The organism is Gillisella taibaishanensis (assembly GCF_001938985.1).
Lineage (GTDB): Bacteria > Pseudomonadota > Alphaproteobacteria > Rhizobiales > Rhizobiaceae > Allorhizobium > Allorhizobium taibaishanense.
Genome location: NZ_MKIN01000028.1, coordinates 89,744 through 110,568, shown reverse-complemented (window position 1 = coordinate 110,568; position 20,825 = coordinate 89,744). Strand labels below are relative to the sequence as shown.

17 protein-coding genes and 2 pseudogenes are annotated in these 20,825 nt (G+C 58.6%); 6 read left to right on the top strand and 13 right to left on the bottom strand.

Annotated features, from left to right (window positions below; genetic code table 11):
- Window positions 1-55: 55 nt before the first annotated feature.
- Both BJF91_RS24505 and BJF91_RS24500 read right to left on the bottom strand, forming a co-directional pair.
- On the bottom strand, window positions 56-823 hold the full coding sequence (locus tag BJF91_RS24505) for a coniferyl-alcohol dehydrogenase (protein ID WP_075617156.1): 768 nt from the start codon (window positions 821-823) through the stop codon (window positions 56-58).
- A gap of 88 nt (window positions 824-911) precedes the next feature.
- A complete protein-coding gene (locus tag BJF91_RS24500; RefSeq protein ID WP_139310846.1) occupies window positions 912-2,384 on the bottom strand; it encodes a benzaldehyde dehydrogenase in 1,473 nt (490 codons plus the stop codon).
- A gap of 301 nt (window positions 2,385-2,685) precedes the next feature.
- Here BJF91_RS24500 and BJF91_RS24495 point away from each other — a divergent pair, with 301 nt between their 5' ends.
- A complete protein-coding gene (locus BJF91_RS24495; protein ID WP_083943475.1) occupies window positions 2,686-4,482 on the top strand; it encodes a sigma-54-dependent Fis family transcriptional regulator in 1,797 nt (598 codons plus the stop codon).
- 26 nt (window positions 4,483-4,508) lie between these two features.
- Here the strand turns inward: BJF91_RS24495 and BJF91_RS24490 are convergent, their stop codons facing one another.
- The 5 genes and pseudogenes from BJF91_RS24490 to BJF91_RS24470 form a co-directional block, all read right to left on the bottom strand.
- A complete protein-coding gene (locus tag BJF91_RS24490; protein WP_083943478.1) occupies window positions 4,509-5,390 on the bottom strand; it encodes a dihydrodipicolinate synthase family protein in 882 nt (293 codons plus the stop codon).
- Between the two features lie 51 nt (window positions 5,391-5,441).
- Window positions 5,442-7,040 (bottom strand): annotated as a pseudogene (locus BJF91_RS24485) (ABC transporter ATP-binding protein); the annotation flags it as partial.
- On the bottom strand, window positions 7,033-7,956 hold the full coding sequence (locus BJF91_RS24480) for an ABC transporter permease (protein ID WP_075617155.1): 924 nt from the start codon (window positions 7,954-7,956) through the stop codon (window positions 7,033-7,035). The gene BJF91_RS24480 and the pseudogene BJF91_RS24485, both read right to left, overlap by 8 nt.
- A gap of 10 nt (window positions 7,957-7,966) precedes the next feature.
- Window positions 7,967-8,881: an ABC transporter permease gene (locus BJF91_RS24475; protein ID WP_075617154.1), complete on the bottom strand. Its 915-nt coding sequence runs from the start codon at window positions 8,879-8,881 to the stop codon at window positions 7,967-7,969.
- Between the two features lie 59 nt (window positions 8,882-8,940).
- Window positions 8,941-10,449 carry an ABC transporter substrate-binding protein gene (locus BJF91_RS24470; protein ID WP_075617153.1) on the bottom strand — a complete coding sequence of 503 codons (1,509 nt, stop codon included), beginning with the start codon at window positions 10,447-10,449 and terminating at the stop codon, window positions 8,941-8,943.
- Between the two features lie 338 nt (window positions 10,450-10,787).
- On the opposite strand from BJF91_RS24470, the gene BJF91_RS24465 reads away from it, so the two are divergent.
- Genes BJF91_RS24465 through BJF91_RS24455 form a run of 3 tightly spaced genes read left to right on the top strand, consistent with a single transcriptional unit; the run spans window position 10,788 to window position 14,061 of the window.
- Window positions 10,788-11,984 carry a sialidase family protein gene (locus BJF91_RS24465; protein WP_075617152.1) on the top strand — a complete coding sequence of 399 codons (1,197 nt, stop codon included), beginning with the start codon at window positions 10,788-10,790 and terminating at the stop codon, window positions 11,982-11,984.
- Window positions 11,981-12,937, top strand: coding sequence for a 4-hydroxythreonine-4-phosphate dehydrogenase PdxA (gene pdxA / locus BJF91_RS24460; protein ID WP_075617151.1), 957 nt, complete (start codon window positions 11,981-11,983; stop codon window positions 12,935-12,937). Before BJF91_RS24465 ends, pdxA begins: the two co-directional genes overlap by 4 nt.
- 5 nt (window positions 12,938-12,942) lie before the next feature.
- On the top strand, window positions 12,943-14,061 hold the full coding sequence (locus tag BJF91_RS24455; RefSeq protein ID WP_139310845.1) for an iron-containing alcohol dehydrogenase: 1,119 nt from the start codon (window positions 12,943-12,945) through the stop codon (window positions 14,059-14,061).
- A 48-nt stretch (window positions 14,062-14,109) separates the two neighbouring features.
- On the opposite strand, the gene BJF91_RS24450 is transcribed toward BJF91_RS24455, so the two are convergent.
- From BJF91_RS24450 to BJF91_RS24440, 3 genes are all read right to left on the bottom strand, one after another.
- Entirely contained in the window at window positions 14,110-14,817 is a 708-nt protein-coding gene (locus BJF91_RS24450) for a FadR/GntR family transcriptional regulator (RefSeq protein ID WP_075617149.1), read from the bottom strand.
- A gap of 2 nt (window positions 14,818-14,819) precedes the next feature.
- On the bottom strand, window positions 14,820-15,851 hold the full coding sequence (locus BJF91_RS24445; protein ID WP_075617148.1) for a four-carbon acid sugar kinase family protein: 1,032 nt from the start codon (window positions 15,849-15,851) through the stop codon (window positions 14,820-14,822).
- 398 nt (window positions 15,852-16,249) lie between these two features.
- On the bottom strand, window positions 16,250-17,275 hold the full coding sequence (locus BJF91_RS24440; protein WP_075617147.1) for a GlxA family transcriptional regulator: 1,026 nt from the start codon (window positions 17,273-17,275) through the stop codon (window positions 16,250-16,252).
- Window positions 17,276-17,504: 229 nt separating this feature from the next.
- On the opposite strand from BJF91_RS24440, the gene BJF91_RS25215 reads away from it, so the two are divergent.
- Both BJF91_RS25215 and BJF91_RS24645 read left to right on the top strand, forming a co-directional pair.
- Window positions 17,505-18,476, top strand: a complete 972-nt coding sequence (locus BJF91_RS25215; protein ID WP_075617169.1) for an alpha/beta fold hydrolase — start codon at window positions 17,505-17,507, stop codon at window positions 18,474-18,476.
- A gap of 252 nt (window positions 18,477-18,728) precedes the next feature.
- Window positions 18,729-18,962: pseudogene (locus tag BJF91_RS24645) on the top strand (DUF983 domain-containing protein); the annotation flags it as partial.
- Between the two features lie 32 nt (window positions 18,963-18,994).
- Here the strand turns inward: BJF91_RS24645 and BJF91_RS24425 are convergent.
- The 3 genes from BJF91_RS24425 to BJF91_RS24415 all read right to left on the bottom strand — a co-directional run bounded on the left by BJF91_RS24425 (window position 18,995) and on the right by BJF91_RS24415 (window position 20,754).
- Window positions 18,995-19,885 carry a LysR family transcriptional regulator gene (locus BJF91_RS24425; protein ID WP_075617146.1) on the bottom strand — a complete coding sequence of 297 codons (891 nt, stop codon included), beginning with the start codon at window positions 19,883-19,885 and terminating at the stop codon, window positions 18,995-18,997.
- 74 nt (window positions 19,886-19,959) lie between these two features.
- Entirely contained in the window at window positions 19,960-20,265 is a 306-nt protein-coding gene (locus tag BJF91_RS24420) for a hypothetical protein (protein WP_075617145.1), read from the bottom strand.
- Window positions 20,266-20,289: 24 nt separating this feature from the next.
- The gene (locus BJF91_RS24415; RefSeq protein WP_075617144.1) at window positions 20,290-20,754 is read right to left on the bottom strand and encodes a nuclear transport factor 2 family protein; all 465 of its coding nucleotides are present in this window, start codon (window positions 20,752-20,754) and stop codon (window positions 20,290-20,292) included.
- Window positions 20,755-20,825 lie beyond the last annotated feature (71 nt).

Sequence of the window (20,825 nt, the reverse complement as noted above, 5' to 3'; positions counted from 1 at the left end):
GGTTTCCACTTTCGCGACGCGCCACGTGTTGGTGGCGGGTGACGATCCGTGAAGGTCACACGCCAGCTGCGGCAACGCCTCCGTCAATGGGAAGGTTTGCGCCCACAACCCAGCGCGCCTCATCGGAACACAGGAACAAGACTGGCCCTGCAATTTCGTCCGCCAGTCCCGGCCGTTTCATCAGGCCAGCATCGCGCTGAACACGCTCTTGCCCAAGCATGGTAACGAAATCACCGAGAATGGGTGTAAATACTGGCCCGGGGGCCACAGAATTCATCCGCACATCATGGCTCAGGAAAAGCTCATGTCCGCGCTTCATGGTCCAGACGATCAGCGCCTCCTTGAAGTACTGATAGCAAGTATCCTGCGGCACCGGATGCGCAGCCAACCAGGCGAGGCCTTTGGCAAAGCTGGTAGTTGCCACCAGCTCCTTATGGAGGGCAACTCTATGGGGCCATTCGGCACCGAGAATGGAGGCGAAATTGACGATCGACGCACCTTTTGGCATGCGCGGGACCAGGGCTTCGGTCAGATGACGTAGCCCGAGGAAATTTACTTTTGCCACCACGTCGCGATCGACGGTGCCGGGAACGCCAGCGGCATTCACCAGCCCGTCGATCTGCGCGGGGAGATGGGATATGGCCGTATCGATTGCGGCCGGATCACTTAAGTCCATTTTGACGAAGCCATCGAGCGTGATCATCGGGTCGTTGCGGTCCACGCCGATAACGCGTGCGCCATTGAAGCGCGCAAGGCGCGCGACTTCCCCGCCAATGCCCGATGAAGCCCCGGTAATGACAATTGTTTTGCCCTGCAAATTCATCTGTAAATTCCCTGCTTGAGGTGCTGTCCTACGCAAGGCCAGGCGTGGCCTTTTCTGCGGGACGCATGGATATTGTTGGTGCGGCTGATCAGAAGGGATATGGCGTTGCGGCCTGCTTCACCGAAACCCACTGCCACTGCGTGAACTCCTCGATGTCAGCAGGGCCACCCATCCGGCTTCCATTGCCGGACTTTCCGCGTCCGCCGAAGGGCGCATAGGGGCCGCCATTGACGGTCTGATCGTTGATGTGCAACTGGCCGACGTTGAGTTGGTCGCCAATTTTCATGGCGCGTCCCATATTGTTGGTGATGACGCCAGCGGCGAGACCATAGTCGGAGTGATTGGCAAGCTCGACGGCCTCTTCGTCTGTATCGAACGTGGCAATGCAGGCCACGGGGCCAAAAATTTCTTCTTCGAACGCCCGCATTCCCGGCTTCACGCCAGCCAGAACGGTTGCCTTGTAGAAACGCCCGTCATGCGTACCACCAGCAAGCAGTTTGGCACCTTTTTCCAAGGCATCGTCCACAATCGCCTGGATTGAAACGACCTGGGCATCGGAAATGATTGGCCCGAGCGCAACCTGGTTGGACGATGGGTCGCCCACCGGCAGGTGCGATGCTCTTGTTGCCAAGCGGTCCGCCAACGCATCGGCAATGCCGGACTGGGCAAGGATGAGTCCTGTTGCCATGCAGATCTGGCCCTGGTGCATGAAGGCCCCCCAGGCGGCATTGGACGCGGCGATGTCGATGTCGACATCGTCCAGCAGGATCAACGCGTTTTTGCCGCCAAGTTCAAGCTGCACCTTTTTGAGGTGCTTACCGCAGAGTTCCCCGACTTTCGAGCCGCCGCGAGATGACCCGGTAAACGAAATCATCGCCACATGCGGATCCGTGCACAATGCTTCTCCGGCGTCCGCGCCGCCGGGAATGACATGGAGAACACCTTGAGGAAGGCCTGCTTCCTCGAAGATCCGGGCAATAATGATGCCGCCCGAAATCGGGGTGCGGGGATCCGGTTTATGAACCACCGTATTGCCGAGGGCCAGAGCGGGCGCTATGGAGCGCACCGAAAGAACCAGCGGGAAATTGAAGGGTGAAATGACGCCGACGACGCCATGGGGCACTCGGCGTGCGTAGTTCGTCCGCTCATCCATGCCCGGCAGGAACGTTCCGCTGCTGGCGGTCGCAAGCGTTGCGGCATGGCGGATGAACAGTGCACCATGCTCGATTTCGATCATGGCCTTTGGGTGAATTGAGCCGGATTCCCGGACGATCCAGTCCGCAAGTTCCGCGCCATGCTCTTCAAGAAGATCTGCCGCCCGGTTCAGAATTTTCGCGCGCTCGGCAGGCACCGTGGCGGCCCAGCTCTTTTGCGCTGCTTTTGCTTCTTTGGCGGCGCGGGCAATATCTTCAGGGCCGCCAAAACCGACAGAAGCGATGTCCGCTCCGTTCGATGGATCGATCACCTGAATTGTTCCAGCTTTCGTCTGTCGCCAGCCGGAAGCGTAAGCGAAGCCGCTCCAGAGAGCGGAATTGAGAAAGTCATGGTTCATCGCGTTCATTGCTAACGTCCTCCTCAGCATAATGTCATGGAGAAAGCAAAGCTTCGCCGCTCGGCGAGAATGATGTTTCCGCCGGCAAACGATGTTCGATCTTGCTTATCCTCCAGGCCGTCCTCCAACGGCGCCAACCATTAAGAGCAAGCAGCGTGCCAATACGATTTTTACGTTGGGAGTGCTTGATAATCGTAGCAATTACAAAGTCGAAGGTAAAAATGTAGCTTGACGGCGGCGTTAAGAAGCGCTCGACTGGTTTCATAAAAGGATGAGAAAATTCACCAAATAATGAATTTTGGGAAATTCAATGCCTAATGATCCAGACCTGTCGCGGCTTATCTCATTGGCCGAAGCCCAGCGGTCGACCGGCAAAATGCTGTCCCGTGGCGCTTTCAGCCAGTTGGATACAGGTGCATCTCCCACCCTCGAGGAATTGACAGAAGCGCTGCATTTTTCGCTCGGCGATGGGCGCATCTGGTTGAATGACCAGCGTATGTTGTTGATGCAAAGCCAGGTCCTGGGGCGTCTGCGGCAGGAAATCATCGAAGCATTCGGTGTCGAAGTTGCCAAAGGCATTTTCATGCGTGTGGGCTACATGCAGGGAGTGCGTGATGCAGAACTCATCCAGAAGCGATTTCCGGGACAGGATCTGACCCATGCACTCGCAGCCGGGCCGAGAATGCACACGCTCGAAGGGTTCGTGAAAGTCACGACGAAGCAGTTTCGCTTTGACGGTGAAAAGGGCACCTACTACGGCGAATTTCTATGGCATGACTCATCCGAGGCTGAGGAGCATGTCTCATATCATGGCCTCTCCAATGAAGGGGTGTGCTGGATGCAGACGGGCTACCCTATCGGCTATACCAGCACTTTGTTTGGCCGGACGGTCATCTTCCGCGAGATCGAATGTGCCGGAATGGGCGCGCCGCATTGTTATGTCATCGGTCAAAATGCCGAGGAGTGGGGAGACGATGCGCCGGAACGCGCCTATCTCGGTCTGCAATGGAACCGATCGACGCGGCGCAGGAGCCGCGCTGCAGAACAGGAGAATCCGAAGGAGGATCTGAGGAAGGAAGGCTCCGAGACTAAGCCGGCGAACGGGCAGGTCATCGGAGTTTCCGCGAGTTTCCTGCGCGCGCGCCTTTTGGTGGAGAAGGTGGCCGATACCGAGGCGACGGTACTGCTGGTTGGTGAATCGGGCGTCGGAAAGGAGTTGTTTTCGCAGCAGCTCCATCATCTGAGTGCACGTGCGAGCGGACCTTTCGTGCCGATCAACTGTGCGGCCATTCCCGAAAATCTTGTGGAGTCGGAGTTGTTCGGTGTGGAAAAGGGTGCGTTCACCGGCGCCGTCGTTTCCCGTGCAGGCTATTTCGAGCGCGCGTCCGGCGGCACGATATTCCTCGATGAGATTGCGACACTCGCCTATGCCGCACAGGGCAAGTTGCTGCGTGCCATTCAGGAGCGACAAATCCAGCGCGTCGGCGGCGGAAAGACGGTGCCGGTCGATGTCCGTGTCGTCGCCGCATGCAATGTCGATCTTGCTGAGGAGGTTAAAGCAGGGCGCTTTCGTCAGGACCTTTATTTCCGGCTCTGCGTGTTCCCCATAACGATCCCGCCCCTGCGTGAGCGTCGCGATGATATTCCGTTTCTGGTCGAGCACTTTCTGCGATTGTTTCGCGACCGTCATCGTCGCAGCTGCGGCGCCCTGACCCGCCGGGCGATGGATGCTTTGCTGGCCTACGATTTTCCGGGCAATATTCGCGAATTACAAAATCTGATCGAACGCGGCGTCATCTTTGCGGAGCCGGGTGACCAGATTGACGTGCAGCACATGTTCCAGGGCCAAGAGGGTTCGCCTGTTTTTCCACAAATGTTGACAAGGGATGGGCGCATTCAGCCGCGCAGTGCTTACGACCAGAATGGTGGGAATGGAGCGGTGAAGCCCATCCTATCTCCTAACGATCTCGCCGTTGCAGAGCAGGAGCTTTATCGGCAAGCTCTGAAACAGGCAGGCGGCAATGTCTCGTCTGCCGCGCGAATTCTCGGGATCAGCAGAGCCAAGCTCGACTATCGCCTGCGAAAAATAGGGCAGGACAGTTCATGATGCGACAACGGAAACTGGCGATCGCTTCAAGCAATCTCGTGCTTCCGCAGCAGAAGGCGGATAGCATCGTCCTGTTCTTCATTCGGAAGAAGTGCCGGTTGACGGCTCGCGCCCACGGACGGGTCCTTTAGATAAAGCGACCTCTTGACCATGGCCGGCGCAAAGCCGAGGGCATACAGATCTGTTCGGAAAGCGGCGAACCGTGCCTGCTGGCGTTCCGCTTCGGCCAGGTTTCCGGCGTTGAACGCGCTCAGGATGCCTGCAAGCACATCAGGCATGGCATTGCCGAGGCCCGAGATGCAACCGGCGGCGCCGTTTTGCAGCGCCCATAGAACAAGGTGGTCGGGTCCCGAATACACCTCAAATCCCGGGTTGTCCTTCGAGACCTGCAGATAGGCTTCAAGCGTCTGTTGCGCGCCGCCTGAATCCTTTATTCCGGCAATGTTGCCGTGCTTAGCGAGTGTATCGGCGGTCTGTGGCTCGATATGGTTCTGGGTGCGGGCGGGAATGTCGTAGAGGTACACAGGAGTTTCGACAGCATCGGCGATTGCAGAGAAGTGGCGGACAAGGCCGTCTTGGGTGCAGGCGATGAAGAAGGGAGTGATAACGGCGATCCCATCGACACCAATCCGGTCGAATTCACGTGCAAGCTTGATCGTCTCGAATGTAGCGGGCATGCCTGCGTTCACGATCACCCTTGCGCGTCCAGCCACTTCATCGACGACCTCTTCGGTCAGTCTGACTTTTTCCTCAAAAGTCAGTGCAGTGAAATCGCCATTGGTACCGGCACACATGATATTGTTGCCGGCCGCAACCTGGCGCCGAACCTGGGCGCGGGTTGCCTCGAAGTTGATCGTCTCGTCTTTGTTGAAGCAGGTCACGAGCGCGACGAAGGCGGATTTGGACATGGGGAAACTCCAGCTGGGAAGGTGATCGGCCTTAAGAGGCGCGTTCGAGACGGGGGCCCGGTGGGCGGCCTGGATATCCGGATCCGGATCCAGACTGGCTGCAAACAATGCGCGGGTATAGGCTTCGCGCGGCGCTTCGAAGACTTGGCGCACTGGCCCCATCTCGACCACCTCACCCTTTTTCATGACCATCACATGGTCCGCGAAGTCACGAACAACAGGCAGGTCGTGGGCGATGAAGATGAAGGCGATCCCCATCTCCCGGCGCAGCTTGTCGAGAAGCGCGATGACCTGCGCCTGCACAGAGACGTCAAGCGCCGAGACAGCCTCGTCGCAAACGATCAGGCGCGGCTCGAGCGCCAGGGCACGCGCGATCGCGATGCGCTGGCGCTGCCCGCCGGAGAACTGGTGCGGATAGCGCGGCATATGCTCTGCCGTTAGCCCCACCTGAACAAGCAGCTCTGCCACCCGCTCACGCCATTTAGGCTTCGGCAGGATATCCGGATGAATGGCCCAAGCCTCCGAAATCAACTGGAACACCGTCATTCGCGGATTGAGCGATTGTGTCGGATCCTGAAAAACCATCTGCAGCTCGCGGCGCAGTTTGTAGAGTTCCGCAGGCGAAAGCTGGAAAAGGTCCCTTCCCTTCCAGTGGGCAGTACCGGCGTCCGGCTCGTCCAGCCGCAGCAGCATGCGCGCAAGCGTCGACTTGCCCGAGCCGCTTTCGCCGACGATGGCCAGTGTTTCACCAGCCGCAAGATCGAACGAGATTCCCTTCAGCGCTTCGAAGGCGCCAAAGCGCTTGCGTACGTCCCTTACCACCAGAAGCGGATCGGCTTTTGCCGCAGGGCGATGCATCTCCCCTTGGCCTGGCGCGGCAGCGATGAGTTTCTTGGTGTATGGGTGTGTCGGGTTCTTGTAGACCTCCCGCACAGTTCCCTGCTCGACGAGAACGCCCTTCTCCATGACAACGACACGGTCAGCGATCTCTGCCACCACACCGAGGTCGTGGGTGATGATCAGGACCGCCATACCCGTCTCGCGTTGCAACTCCTTCAGCAGCGCGAGGACCTCAGCCTGAACCGTCACGTCCAGAGCTGTCGTCGGCTCGTCGGCAATCAACAGGTCCGGGCGCAGTGCAAGGGCCATGGCGATCATGACACGTTGCCGCTGTCCGCCTGAAAACTCGTGCGGATATTTCGTCATGGCATGGGCGGGATCTGGAAGACCCACCCGGCCAAACAGCCGCAGCGCCTCCGCCTCGGCCTTGGCTGCATCCATACCATGCGTCGTCATCGCCTCGCGGATCTGCCAGCCGACGGTATAAACCGGATTAAGGTGGCTCAGCGGATCCTGAAAGATCATCGCGATCCGGCGACCGTTCACCTCGCGGCGCTCATTTGCCGGCATGGTCAGCAGGTCTTCCCCATCCAGCAGGATCCGACCGGAACTGATCTTGCCCGGCGGAATATCGATCAGGTTCATCACTGCCGACGATGATACGGACTTGCCCGAGCCGCTTTCGCCCAGGATAGCCAGCGTTTCGCCCCGGTCGAGGTGATAGGAAATATCGCAAACCGCATGCACCACGCCGGCCGCAGTAAAGAAATCAACCGACAGGTTACGGACTTCAAGCAGGTGATCAGCCATTCTTGCGGCCTTTCATTTCGAGCCGCCAACGCTGAACCGGATCAAGCGCAATTCGCATCCAGTTCGACAGGAGATTGAGCGACAGCGTGGTCAGGATGATGGCGAGCCCTGGCCAGAACGACAGCCACCACGCATTGGTGAGATACTGGCGCCCCTGCGAGATCATCAGGCCCCAGGTAATCTCGGGAGGCTGGATGCCGATCCCGAGGAAGGACAACGCGCTTTCGGCCAACATGACATATGCAAAGTCGAGCGTGGCGAGTGTCGTGAGCGTCGGGATAACGATCGGAAGAATATGACGGAACAGGATACGCCGGCTTGAGGCGCCCATCACCCGCGCCGCCTGCACAAACATCCGCTCCCGGATCTCCAGCACCTCTGCCCGTGTTGTGCGCAGATAGACGGGGATGCGGGTGATGGCGAGAACAGCGATCAAATTCAGAATGGAGGAGCCGAGCAGATAAAGGACGATGACCGCGATCAGCAGCGACGGGAAAGACATGATGACGTCAGCGAGCCGCATGATGATCTGGCTGGTGCGCGGGCCAGAAACGCCGGCGACCAAGCCGAGAATGGTGCCGATCACCGAAGACAGGAGAACAGCACCGGCTGCAATCAGCAAGGTGTTTCGCGCCGCCACGATGATGCGCGCCAGCAGCGGGCGACCGAGCGCGTCGGCTCCGAGCCAGTAGACCCATTCCCGCTGCCAATCGAAAGGCGCTAGATTGCGGCCACGCAAATTCTGCTTGCCGGCAAGATCACCCAGCCATTCGGGCCCAACGAGGGCGAGGATGACGACGAGGATGAGGAAGAGCGCCGCAACGAAGGCGAATTTATCCGCCCAGAGCATGCCGAGGATCCTCTTCCAGGCCGGTGGATCGGACGCGATCATCGTATCTGTGCCTGACAGACTCATGCCCACCTCCTCAGTGCCGGATCCGTGGATCGAGCAAGGCATAAGCCAGGTCGATCAGAACGTTCATCAGAAAAATGGCGATCGCGGTCACGAGAATCGCCGCCAGCACCACATTGAAGTCGCGCTGCAAAATGGAATCGATCATCAGCTTGCCTACGCCGGGAAAGCCGAAGATCGTTTCCACCACAACAGCGCCGTTCAGAAGGCTAGCGGCCTGATCGCCCATCACGGTGATGACAGGCAGCATGGCGTTGCGCAGGGCATGCACGAAGATGATCGGGCCAGCCTTCACACCTTTGGCGCGCGCGGTTTTCACATAGGCGGAAGATAGCGCGCCGATCATGGAGCCGCGCACGACCTGAACGATGATGCCGAAGGGTCGAACGAAGAGAACGGCAATCGGCAGGATCCAGTGCAGAACGGATCCGGTGCCTGACGTCGGCAACCAGACGAGCTGGATCGAAAACACCACGATCGCAACGATTGCGAGCCAGAAGTCTGGCACAGAAGCGCCGATCAGCGAAATCATGGAAGAGAACCGGTCGAAGAAGCCGCCGGAGCGGAATGCGGCGAGCGAGCCGACGACGATCGATGCGACGGCGACCAGCGTCATGGTAATTGCAGCAAGCCAGAGCGTCCATACGAAGGCTTCCAGCACGACGTCGAGAGCGGGGCGGGCCTTGCGAAGGGATTCGCCCAGATCGCCGGTGAGCACATTGCCAACATAGTGACCGAACTGCACGAGCAGCGGATCGTTCAAGCCATGGAGTTCGCGGAACTGCTGCTTCATTTCGGCGGATGCCTCGACGGGCAGGAAAAGCGCTGCGGGATCGCCCGTGAGCCTGGATAGAAAGAAGACCAGCACCACCAGGCCGATCAGAGAAATCAGACTGGACAGCGAACGTTTTCGAATGAAACTGAGCATGGCATCCTCACGTCGAAGAAGCGGCGGATCATCCGCCGCTATAGTCGCGGCTTAGGCCTCTATTTGATGCCGATCTCAGACAACTGCAGCATCGAGTTGGTAGCGATCGTCGGCTTGAAGTCCAGCCGTTCGGAGACGCGCGAGAAGCCGACCATGTGGAACAGGAGCACGTCGGCGACCACGTCATCATGCAGATAGGCGATCAGCTCAGACCAAAGCTTGGCGCGCTCGTCACCCACGGCCGCCGTGGCGCGCTGGATCAGATCATCCACCTTTGGGTCCGAAAAACCGGATTGAGTGCCTTTCGTGGCATATTTGAAGAACATGGTGAAGGACGGATCGCCTTTTGAATTGTCATGCGATGCGGCAACCAGAATGGGCCCCCGACCTTCCTTGAAGGGCTTTGAATAATAGCCCTCATGCTCAGCAACCTCCACGAACTTGAGATCCACCTTGAACCCTACGTCCTGGAGCTGCGCCTGAATGGCTTCCATGATCTCAGTCACGTTCGGGAAATTCGCGGTACGCGCAATGATGGTGATGGGTGTATCGACCGGAACACCGTCAGCCTTGGCTTCTGCCAAAAGCTTTTTGGCGCCTTCGGGATCAAAGGGGAATACCTTGACCTTTGGATTCCATCCAAGCGTCGTCGGCGGTACAAGCGCCGTCGCAGGCACCGCCCCATCCGGCACCAGAGAACCGACAAAGGCCTGCCGATCAATCGCCAGATTGAGAGCACGGCGAACGCGCACATCGTTCAGCGGCGCGATGTTGTGGTCGATACGCAGATAGGTGGTTTCGCTATCGAGATAGGAGAAGTCGGTCTTGGGATTGGTGGCATCAAGCTGCGAGATAGACGGCGATAAGTCAGCTTCGCCGGTCTGCACCATTGCAGCCCGGACAGCAGGGTCCGCGCGAAACAGATAGGTTGCCTGAGTTACCTGGGGCTTGGCACCCCAGTAGTCGCTCCGAGCGCTAAGGACAATCTGCTGACCCGGCGTCCAGTTGGTGAGTTTGTAGGGGCCTGTACCGATCGGTTCACGAATGAACTCCATGGGCGTCTCTTCCGGCACGATGGTGATCAGGGAAACAAGAAGAGGGAGAATGGGCTGTGCAGGCTCAACCTTGAAGTCGATCGTGTAATCGTCGACGACATTGGTCGAAATGTTCATGCCACCGAAATACCGCCGGGATTCGCAGGCATTCTTGTCGCTCATGATGCGCTCGAAGCTATGCTTCACATCCTTTGCGTCAAAGGCGGTCCCATTCGAGAAAGTCACGCCGTGGCGAAGATGAAAGCGCCAGCTGCCGTCGGCGGTTTGCTCCCATTTCTCGGCCAGACGCGGCATAATACCCTTCTTGCCCCGCACATCGAGTTCGGTCAGCGTCTCGCTGACATTCTCCATGATGACTCGACCAATATTTGATCGGGTTGCCATACAAGGTTCGAGTAGATCGGCCTCCTCCGCAAGCACGATCTTGACCGGACCAGATCCTGCCGAAGCAGGCGAGATACCGGTCGCAAGCGAGGCGGCAAAGACTACCCCCATCATCACATTCAATTTCATCGGATCCTCCTCCCAGCAAAACGAACCCTCGCAAGGCTCTCTGCGCGGATGAGGCGTCCATCACCAATCTTCCCGCAGGCCCTTGCCATCAACCCCTCACGAACGCTCCTCGACGCCGCAACAGCTCAACTAAGGTCGCCGGAACCATCGGGCTTTCTGATTACTTTGTCAAATCAAATGTCTCTCATCCTGAATATAGGATTTACATCTTTATTTTTTCCCTATATTTTCAATTATTTAATCGAAATTTTATTCCCAAACCGGAATATTTAGCTCTCACACAAACTTGACAACTTGATATTTTTTCTGATCCTGTGACGACAGGGAGGAAACATGTAATGACACCTGACGAGATAGCCCGCGCGATGACGGGTGTCGTTCGCGACGCTGGGGAAGGACGACAGGAAGCCTTCTTGCCTTCGCCAATGATCCAGAATCATGCGAGCTTTCTCCATAGGCTTTCCGATGGCACTGTGATCTGCGCATGGTTCGGAGGAACGCTTGAGGGAAAGTCCGACATTTCAATCTTTGCTTCGGCTCTCCCGCCGGGTTCACGGAATTGGGGTCCGGCCCAAAGGCTGAGCCGGGATCCAAGCCATTCGGAGCAGAACCCGGTTTTGTTCACCGCCCCTGACGGCCGTCTTTGGCTGTTCCATACCTCTCAGCCTTCTGGAAACCAGGACGAGTGCCGCATCCGCATGGCCGAGGTTTTGCGAGACACCGCCGATCCGACAGCACTTGCCACGGGTGAAGGACGTTATCTGGATCTTCCCCGCGGCTGCTTCGTGCGTGCATCTTTGTGGGTGCGCGAGGACGGAGCGATCATGTTGCCGATCTTTCGATGCCTGCAGCGACCTGGTCAAAAGTGGAACGGCAGTCACGACTATGCGGCAGTCGGCGTGTCGATGGATGGAGGAGAGACCTGGCGGCTGGACGAACTCGCGCACTCGACCGGGTGCGTGCATATGAGCCCGGTCAACCTTGGCAACGACCACAAGGCGGCATTTTTCCGCAGACGCCAGGCGGATCATGTTTACCGAGCAGAGAGTATCGATGGCGGGAACAGCTGGAGCGTTCCGGAGGCGACAGATCTGCCGAACAATAATTCATCCCTTGCTGCTGTCACTCTTGCTGACGGTCGCATTGCCGTCATCTGCAACCCGGTGAATGCAGATCAATCTCTAGACCGCCGCGTCTCGCTGTATGACGAACTCGGCGAGGACGACGCCCGTCCCGATGCGGATCCCAAAGGCGGTTGCGTTCCGGTATGGGGTGTCCCGCGAGCGCCTGTCATCGTCTGCCTGTCCGAGGATGGCGGAAAGAGCTTTCCCCTGCGCGTCCTCGTCGAGGACGGCCCAGGCACCTGCCTTTCGAATGACTCGACAGATGGGCGAAACAAGGAGATGTCCTATCCCTGGTTGCTGGAAGATCCCGAAGGCCACCTCCACATCGCCTATACCTATCACAGGCGAGCTATCAAATACGTGCGGCTGGCGCCTGGCTGGGCAGATGCTGCGGAAAGGTACGATCAATGAGCACGACCATCGGCATCACCATGGGCGATCCTTGCGGGGTTGGCCCAGAGATTACGGTTCGCGCCCTGGCGGAAATGAGCGGTGCCGATCAACAAGCGACCCGCATCTACGGCAACCTCGCCACCCTTGAGGAAGCGCGACACGCCCTGGGCATCAATTTCGATCTCGAACCCTTCGTGGTGGATTTCCCGGTCGAGGGGGCACCGCTTCCCTGGGGAACGCTTTCGGCCAAATCAGGCGACGCCGCCTTTCGCTTCATTGAAAAGGCAGTGCGAGATGCTCAGGCAGGCAATATCGGTTGCATCGTCACCGCACCAATCAACAAAGAGGCGCTTAATATGGCCGGTCATCACTATGACGGCCACACCGGCATGCTCCGGAGCCTGACCGGCTCATCTGCGGCCTATATGCTCCTGGCCTCGGACCGCCTGAAGGTGATCCATGTCTCTACCCATGTCTCCCTTCAGGAGGCAATTCGCCGGGCCACCACCGAACGCGTGCTGGCGACCATTCGAGCGGGCGACCGCCACCTGAAGCGCGTGGGCTATACCAAGCCGCGCATCGCCGTGGCTGGAATCAACCCGCATTGCGGCGAGAACGGCCTTTTCGGTAAAGAAGACGATGACCAGATCGCGCCGGCCGTTGCCGCCGCGCGGGCGGAAGGGATCGACGTCCAGGGGCCGATCTCTGCAGACACCGTCTTTCACCGCGCCTATTCCGGCGCCTTCGACCTGGTCGTCGCACAATATCATGACCAGGGGCACATCCCGATCAAGCTCGTGGCTTTCGACACCGCAGTCAATGTCTCCGTTGACCTGCCTATCGACCGTACCTCGGTTGACCATGGAACCGCCTTCGATATCGCCGGCAAGGGTATCGCCAACCACGGCAACATGAACTCGGCCATTGCCTATGCGCGCAAGCTGGTCGCTGGTCGTACACAGCAAGGATGACAGCCATGGCCTTTGCACCCATCACCATCCACCAGCCACGCCGTCTCGCGGTTGGTGCTGGCACAATCGCGCAAGTCGGCGCGTGGGCTGGCGACGCCGGATCCGTGCTGGTTCTCGCGACACCAATCACTGCAGGGTTTGTGGATCGCCTGCAGCTTTCCGGCCGCGTCAGCCTGTTTGATGCCATCCCCGGCGAGCCGGACACTGCGACGCTCGATGCAGCCCTGACGGCCGCCCGTCAGGCAAAACCGGACGTCGTCATCGGGCTTGGCGGCGGATCGGTCATGGATGTCGCGAAGCTCGTTGCCGCTCTTTGGGACCAGGATCAGACTCTTGCCGATGTGGCTGGACCAAATCGCGTCGGAGGACGCAATACGCGGCTGGTTCAGGTTGCAACCACGGCCGGCACCGGATCGGAGGCCGGGATACGTTCGTTGATCACGGATCCAGCCAAAGGCGCCAAGATTGCGGTCGAAAGCCCGCACCTCATCGCGGATCTGGCGATCCTAGATCCGGAACTCACCTACTCCGTCCCTCCGGCCGTGACCGCAGCCACGGGAATAGATGCGATGGCGCACTGCGTGGAGGCGTTCACCAACAGGCGCGCCCACCCGATGATCGACGATTTCGCGCGGATGGGCTTTCGGCTGGTAGGTAAATTTCTCGCACGGGCGGTACGAGATGGGGCAGACACCGAGGCTCGCGAGGGGCTCATGCTCGCCTCCTATTATGGGGGGATCTGCCTCGGACCCGTCAACACGGCTGCAGGTCATGCTATTGCTTACCCGTTAGGAACGCTGCTTCACATGCCGCACGGTCTGGCGAATGCGGTTATCTTCCCGCATGTCCTCGCCTTCAACCAGCCGGCAGTGCCGGACAAAACGGCAGAAGTGGTGACTGCTCTGGGTGCAGCACGAGCGGATTCGCCCGAGGCGGTGAATGAGGTTGCCAAGGGCTTCTGTCTTGATCTCGGAGTGGAAATGGCTCTCTCGGCACATGGCGCGCAGGAAGCGGATCTCCCTCGGTATGCCGCCGACGCCCATGCCATTCGCAGGCTGATGGACAACAATCCGATCGACATGAGCGTCGACGATATACTTGGAATTTATCGGGCAGCCTACTGACTGCCTAGCGGAGCAATAGCCTCTGCTGCGGCTGCTGCTCCCCTTGCCTCAATCCCGATGTGACGTCTGGAACAGACGCTCGCGCGATCCCTCCAGATGCGACTTCATCAATGCCATTGCCGCCGGTCCGTCGCCGGCTGCGATTGCATTGGCAATTGCCTCATGCTCCCCGAACACGCGCGACAATCCGGCAGCCTCGCGCTTGACGGAAATGCCGTGGAATTTCATCCCCGCCGAGATGTGGTCCTTGAGCGCTTCCATCGCCGTTGAAAAATAACCATTATTGGCTGCGCGCGCTATGGCCAGGTGAAATTGGTAATCCGCGTCTTCGCGATGGGACTGCCTGTTGGTCGCGTCGCGCATCAACTCCAAAGCCTGACGAATGGCGGAAAGCGTCGCCTCATTATGCCTAGCGGCCGCTGCCGCTGCCGCACCAGGCTCCAGCGTTAGCCGAAACTCGTAGCAGTTGAGCAGATCTGCGACATTCTCAAGCTGGCCAAACCCGAGCGGCTCGCGCAGTCCCAAAACCCGCACGAAGCTTCCCGCGCCGCGCCGCGAGTAGATGAGACCTTGCTCACGCAAGCGCCTCAGGGCCTCCCGGATGACCGGCCGCGACACTTCGAATTCGATCGCTAGGTCATGCTCCGTCGGCAGCCGTTCATCCGGTTTATAGGCACCCGATTTAATGGCCCGATGTATGCGTTCAAACACAATGTCAGGCAGCGCCTTGCGTGCCGTTCCGCCGACCAGTCCCATGCTCACCTAGCCCCCATTATTCCTGCTACAACGCGTGTCAGCGTATCCGGCGTACCGAAGCCGCCGGACTTAGCGATGATGCAACGTCCCTGAGCTTCACCAACTCCCAGGCCAGGCAGGCACTCGCCAAGTAAGGTAAACTCGCTGATGCCCGCTCGCGAAAGTACTGCGTCTGCAGTGGCTCCGCCGGAAAGAAGCCATGTTCTGGCTGCCTGCGTCATGCCGGGTACAACCCCTGCTGCCAAATTCGCGGAAACCTCCTCTGGCGAGGCGTTCAAGGCTCCGGGCAACGCCTGCACCAACGCCACCACAGGATGCTCAGACCAACCCGCGTCTCCCATAACGCCGTTTGGAGCTTCGACGTAGCCTACGCAGAAGTCCCGCCTCAAAATATCCACCTGCGCAAGAGTGATTGGATCTCTCGAGCCGATGACAAGAAGGACTTTGCCAGCCGGGAGAACCACCGGCTGTACTTCTGCCCTTCCGGTCATGGAGAATGCAAGCGCCTCGGCCAGCCCCCGCGCGCCGATCAGCAGATCAACCCCTTCGGCTTGCGCATTTGCCAACGCGGCATGCATATCCTGCTCCGTCAGAATATCGGGAACGAGAAAGCGATCTCTGTCCCCGCCGAGCGCTGCCAGGACGGAGATCGGCCTGTCGACACCGAACCCTTGAACATGCCCGTTCTTGACGACACGGCCGAAGGCCGGAATCGCCGGTGCAACGAGCGCTTTCCGAAAGTCGATGGCATCCAGCTCCGCTGCAATATTTCCCTTAAGTCTGGAGTCGATCTTCTTGAAGAGAGTGGCGCCGGGAGGAAGCAAGGACATAACCTTGGCCATCTCGACCCGTGCCTCATCCGCCGACACCTCCCGGCAGTTCAGATTGACCGACAGAACATCGACGTCGCTGCTGCACAATGCGCGCCTAACAGCGTCGGCCCTCAGCGCCACGCGCGTAGCTAGCCCTCGGCCGGCGAAGGGTGCGGCGGCATCCAGTGCGCCGGTGACGTCGTCAGCCACGATTGCGAGCATACAGACTACCTGTTGTCATCTACCAATTACATTTTTGTTATTTTATCCAATGGGGTAAAGGAAAACAATAACAAATATATGTTTGATATGACCCGCAATTCTTTAGCTGAGCGAACGGGTAGCTCCGGGGTTATCCTCAACGCCCGATGATGGCTGCCTCATTGAGCGGGATAAAAGCAAGATTTTTACGAAGTTGCCAAATAGAGGCGCGTTCCTCTGCCTCGGCTGGACGTATGTTTCCGACGGCTCTAGTATGGGCGGCGCACGGCAGATTCTTAGGGCGTGTCAGCCGGAGATAAGTGCTCCGTGGTGTCTACTGCTGCCGCTCATCTTGCAGTCGAAAGTTGCCACCCCCGGCCGGACTATGCTCCTTAAACGGGACCTGCGTCGGCTGACGATCAGTGTGCAACTACATCATCGATACGATCAAGGCGCGTGTCGCCGCGATAGACATTTGGCTTTGCGCCCGTCAACCGGCCGAATATCTTCCGAAATGCCGCCGGATCCGCATAGCCTACCGCCCACGCGATGCTCTCGACGGAACCATTCGTTGTTTCCAGCAACTGCCGCGCCTTCATGATGCGGACGTTTTGCAGATATTCGGTCAGCTTCAGCCGCGTCGCGCGGTGAAAGCGGCGCTGGAGAGTCCGTTCCGAAAGACGCACGCTGTCTGCCAGCTCGCCGATCGACTTTTGCAGCTCCGGTGTCGCATGAAACTGATGCTGCACCTGCAGGACTTCCTTGTCGCCATGATCGAAGCGCGGAAGGAAAGCCTTGTACTGACTCTGACTGCGACGCGGCGGATCGACGACGAGAAAGCGTGCCGTCTCAAGCATCACGGCCTGTCCGAGCAGCTTCTCGACAAGCAGCAGGCCGAGATCCGTCCAGGCAAGGATGCCGCCGGCGGTGATGACGTCACCATTGTCGATAATCATATTGTCAGGCGAGACGTCGATATTGGGAAATTGTTCGGCAAGCCTTTCGGCAAAGGCCCAGTGGGTTGTGGCGCGCCGGCCGTCGATGAGGCCGGTTTCGGCCAGGACAAACGCTCCGGCACAGATTGAACACACGGTCACGCCACGTGCATGCTGTGACGTGAGCCATTGCGCGGCGGGGCTCATGCTCTGCATTTTTTCCGGCATGATGATGCTCGGTGGCACGATGACGTAGCTCAGCGCGTGCGGGATTCCAGGGCGCGAATCCCACGTGCAGGACACATCCCCGTCCTCCATTTTCCAGTAGCTGACGCGGATGTTGCGAAGGCTTGTTGGCGTCTGCAGATCCGTCGACCATTTGCTGGCGATGCGAAACAGATCGGTCAATCCGTAGACGGCAGCCAACTGGCAGTCCGGGTAAACTAGTAACCCCACCTCTATGAAATCAGTTTCTTTGCGCTTTGCCACTTTTGCCTCGGATAAAGTCATTTCCGCCACGTGTTTCCGCCTAAAGATGGCGATACTTTGTCTTTGTCAAATACGAAATTCGCAAACACAGCGCGACAGGAGAAATGCAATGGCATCCGATACAGATCGGTTTTTCGTGTCGAGGCGCAGCGTACTGATCGGAAGCATCGCACTTGCCGGCGCGAGCATTCCGGCGCTCGCCTTCTCACACAACTCTTCCACCAACAATTCATCGCAAGGAGATATCGACATGGGCTTCGTCACAACCAAGGACGGCACTGAACTCTTTTACAAGGACTGGGGTCCGAAGGACGCGCAGCCGATCGTCTTCCACCACGGCTGGCCGCTGTCGTCGGACGACTGGGATGCACAGATGCTGTTCTTCCTCTCCAAAGGATACCGCGTCGTTGCCCATGACCGGCGCGGCCATGGGCGGTCTGCCCAGGTCGCCGACGGTCACGACATGGATCATTACGCAGCCGATGCGTTTGCCGTCGTCCAGGCGCTGAACCTGAAGAATGCCGTGCATATCGGCCATTCCACAGGCGGCGGCGAAGTCGCCCGCTACGTCGCCAAGCATGGCGAGCCTGCCGGCCGCGTTGCCAAGGCCGTTCTTGTCTCGGCCGTTCCCCCGCTGATGCTGAAGACGGCTTCCAACCCGGAAGGTCTGCCGATTGAAGTGTTTGACAGTTTCCGCTCGGCGCTTGCCGCCAACCGCGCGCAATTCTTCCGCGACGTGCCCGCTGGTCCTTTCTACGGGTTCAACCGTGAGGGCGCCACGGTGCAGGAAGGCGTGATCCAGAATTGGTGGCGTCAGGGCATGATGGGCGGCGCAAAAGCTCATTACGATGGCATCAAGGCCTTCTCTGAAACCGANGCTGGTCCTTTCTACGGGTTCAACCGTGAGGGCGCCACGGTGCAGGAAGGCGTGATCCAGAATTGGTGGCGTCAGGGCATGATGGGCGGCGCAAAAGCTCATTACGATGGCATCAAGGCCTTCTCTGAAACCGACCAGACGGATGACCTGAAGGCGATCACCGTACCGACGCTCGTTCTTCACGGCGAAGACGACCAGATCGTGCCGATCGCTGATGCCGCCAGGAAGTCGATCAAGCTTCTGAAGAACGGCCAGATCAAGACCTATCCGGGCTTCTCGCACGGCATGCTCACCGTTAATGCCGATGTGCTCAACCAGGACCTGCTGGCCTTCATCAAGGGCTGATCCCGACGCGGTGTGGTTGATCCATGCCGCGGCCTTCCGGGCGATCGGAACGCGGGAGGGGCGTCAGCGTCCATCTTTGAAGACCGCCGCCCGGCAGGCCGCTCAGCCAGTGCGCCGGCGGCGCGACCGCCGTGCTCGAAACCTGTCAAAATCTCAATGCGGCCCTTAGTTGACCCCTGATGACGTCTCTAATGACGGAATTAGTGACGTAACTTCAGATGTTCGCCGGAAATCTCAAAGGCAGTTTCACCGGACGCTTACGACGGGCCGGTTTTTTTCGTCATCTGTTTTGCCTGCATACCCATTTTGCTCCTGGGCGTCTGGCTCAAAGTGGCGTTCCAAGCAGCCTGGTGGGTTCACCTTTAGTAACCTAATACACTGCCATTCATGCTGGTGACATGCCCGCTGCGACCGCTGCAAGGCTGGCTCGTGAACAGCCAGTATTTTATAAGGCGAAAGAAGTTAAACTGGATCGGGGCTGTGTGAGGGAGAGGAAATAACCCTTCCCCTGGGAGGCGTTAATTCAAAAGTCTGTTCTCACGTAGTCGCGTCGCAGCCATATCGACAAACGCCCTGATCTTCGCCGGAGCGTGTCTTCCTTCGGGATGCAGCAGGTGAATTGGCAGGGGCGGTTCTTCATAGTCGCTGAGAACGATCTGCAGCTCTCCAGTGACGAGCGCTGGACCAATCTGATAGTTCAACACCCTTGTCAGGCCCCATCCCTCACGTGCCGACTGTATAGCCGCTTCATTGGTGTTGCATTGCAGAACCGCATCAACATTGACACGCAGATCGTTGCCGAACTTCCATTCGGGTGATGCCCAGGCAGCAGTCGACGCCGCGATGCGGTGGTTTTCGAGATCGGCCGGCGATTGCGGAACGCCGTAGCGCTCGAAGTATTTTGGCGAACCGCACATGACGCGACGGACCGATCCGACTTTCACGGCAGAAAGATTCGAGTCAGGAAGATGGCCAATGCGCACGGCAACGTCGATCCCTTCCTCGACGATGTTGACAGGTCGATCGATGAACAGCGTCTTCGCTTTCATCGTCGCATATGTGTCAAGATAATCCGTCACGATCGGAAGGACGTACATTTGCCCGAACAGCGCTGACGCGGTTACGGATAAGGTACCGGTCGGCGTAGCATATGAACCGCCGGCAGCCGCTTCCGCTTCGGCGATATCGGCAAGGATCCTCCGGCAGTCTTCAAAATAGCGAACCCCCGCTTCGGTCATCTTCACAGAGCGGGTGGTCCGCACGAGAAGCCGTGCGCCGATCAGGTCTTCGAGCGAAGCAACTGCGCGCGTGACGGCTGGAGCGCTCATGAACATCTGTCGCGCAGTGTCTGCGAAACTTTCAGTTTCAGCGACCTTAACAAAGATCCTCATTGCTTGCCAACGATCCATTTATTCCCCCAAAGCACTCGCGTTTCCAAGACCTTAAGTGGTTGGAGCGGAAGCCTCAAGGGGCTTACCCTTGGTCATGTGTTTGGCGAATGGTCAGCCTGCGAAATGCGTTCGATTTCCGCACAGGCTTTCTCGGACAGGCCGGTGCGCAATGCGCGCTGGCGTGTTTCGCGGCAGGCATTCAATGCAAGCGATACGGCCGCTGACGTATTGAAGTCGAAGCTCGAGCCCCGTCTTGCGATGTCCATCTCTGCGCCGGTCATGCCAAGCGCACGACCAGACCCTTCCTGTTTCGCTAGCAGCGCTTCGCTCGCGGTGGTTCCCGTGAGAGCCAGCTCTATTGAAAGCCTTACCCGCGGATCAATGGACGAACTGGCCATGTTTGCATCTCCTTGTGCAGCTGTCTAAAAGCCGAAATCACTCAGGCCAGGATGGTCGTCCGGGCGGCGTCCCAGCGGCCAACGGAACTTGCGATCGGCTTCAGCGATTGGGTGTTCGTTGATGCTTGCATGACGTTCCTGCATCAGGCCGTCCTCGGCAAATTCCCAGTTTTCATTGCCATAGGCGCGGAACCACTGGCCGCTGTCGTCACGATATTCGTAGGCATATCGGACGGCAATGCGGTTGCCGGTAAAGGCCCAAAGTTCCTTGATAAGGCGATAGTCGAGTTCCTTGTTCCACTTGCGCGTCAGGAAGGCCTCTGCCTCGGCACGGTTCTTTGCGAACTCTGCGCGGTTGCGCCAGCGCGTATCCAGCGTGTAGGCAAGCGCTACCTTTGCAGGATCGCGGCTATTCCAGCCATCTTCGGCAAGGCGGACCTTTTCGATGGCACTCTCTCTGGTGAACGGGGGAAGCGGGGGACGAGACATGGAAAAGTTCCTTTGAGGTTTATGGTCACTCGTGGGGCGGGAGGCGGTACGTCTCGCACCGCCTTCGGGCC

What these genes read in the sequence shown, in the direction of transcription:
- BJF91_RS24505 (WP_075617156.1), bottom strand. Translation starts at nt 823, where the DNA reads ATGAATTTGCAGGGCAAAACAATTGTCATTACCGGGGCTTCATCGGGC.
- BJF91_RS24500 (WP_139310846.1), bottom strand. Translation starts at nt 2,384, where the DNA reads ATGAACGCGATGAACCATGACTTTCTCAATTCCGCTCTCTGGAGCGGC.
- BJF91_RS24495 (WP_083943475.1), top strand. Translation starts at nt 2,686, where the DNA reads ATGCCTAATGATCCAGACCTGTCGCGGCTTATCTCATTGGCCGAAGCC.
- BJF91_RS24490 (WP_083943478.1), bottom strand. Translation starts at nt 5,390, where the DNA reads ATGTCCAAATCCGCCTTCGTCGCGCTCGTGACCTGCTTCAACAAAGAC.
- BJF91_RS24480 (WP_075617155.1), bottom strand. Translation starts at nt 7,956, where the DNA reads ATGAGTCTGTCAGGCACAGATACGATGATCGCGTCCGATCCACCGGCC.
- BJF91_RS24475 (WP_075617154.1), bottom strand. Translation starts at nt 8,881, where the DNA reads ATGCTCAGTTTCATTCGAAAACGTTCGCTGTCCAGTCTGATTTCTCTG.
- BJF91_RS24470 (WP_075617153.1), bottom strand. Translation starts at nt 10,449, where the DNA reads ATGAAATTGAATGTGATGATGGGGGTAGTCTTTGCCGCCTCGCTTGCG.
- BJF91_RS24465 (WP_075617152.1), top strand. Translation starts at nt 10,788, where the DNA reads ATGACACCTGACGAGATAGCCCGCGCGATGACGGGTGTCGTTCGCGAC.
- pdxA (WP_075617151.1), top strand. Translation starts at nt 11,981, where the DNA reads ATGAGCACGACCATCGGCATCACCATGGGCGATCCTTGCGGGGTTGGC.
- BJF91_RS24455 (WP_139310845.1), top strand. Translation starts at nt 12,943, where the DNA reads ATGGCCTTTGCACCCATCACCATCCACCAGCCACGCCGTCTCGCGGTT.
- BJF91_RS24450 (WP_075617149.1), bottom strand. Translation starts at nt 14,817, where the DNA reads ATGGGACTGGTCGGCGGAACGGCACGCAAGGCGCTGCCTGACATTGTG.
- BJF91_RS24445 (WP_075617148.1), bottom strand. Translation starts at nt 15,851, where the DNA reads ATGCTCGCAATCGTGGCTGACGACGTCACCGGCGCACTGGATGCCGCC.
- BJF91_RS24440 (WP_075617147.1), bottom strand. Translation starts at nt 17,275, where the DNA reads ATGACTTTATCCGAGGCAAAAGTGGCAAAGCGCAAAGAAACTGATTTC.
- BJF91_RS24425 (WP_075617146.1), bottom strand. Translation starts at nt 19,885, where the DNA reads ATGGATCGTTGGCAAGCAATGAGGATCTTTGTTAAGGTCGCTGAAACT.
- BJF91_RS24420 (WP_075617145.1), bottom strand. Translation starts at nt 20,265, where the DNA reads ATGGCCAGTTCGTCCATTGATCCGCGGGTAAGGCTTTCAATAGAGCTG.
- BJF91_RS24415 (WP_075617144.1), bottom strand. Translation starts at nt 20,754, where the DNA reads ATGTCTCGTCCCCCGCTTCCCCCGTTCACCAGAGAGAGTGCCATCGAA.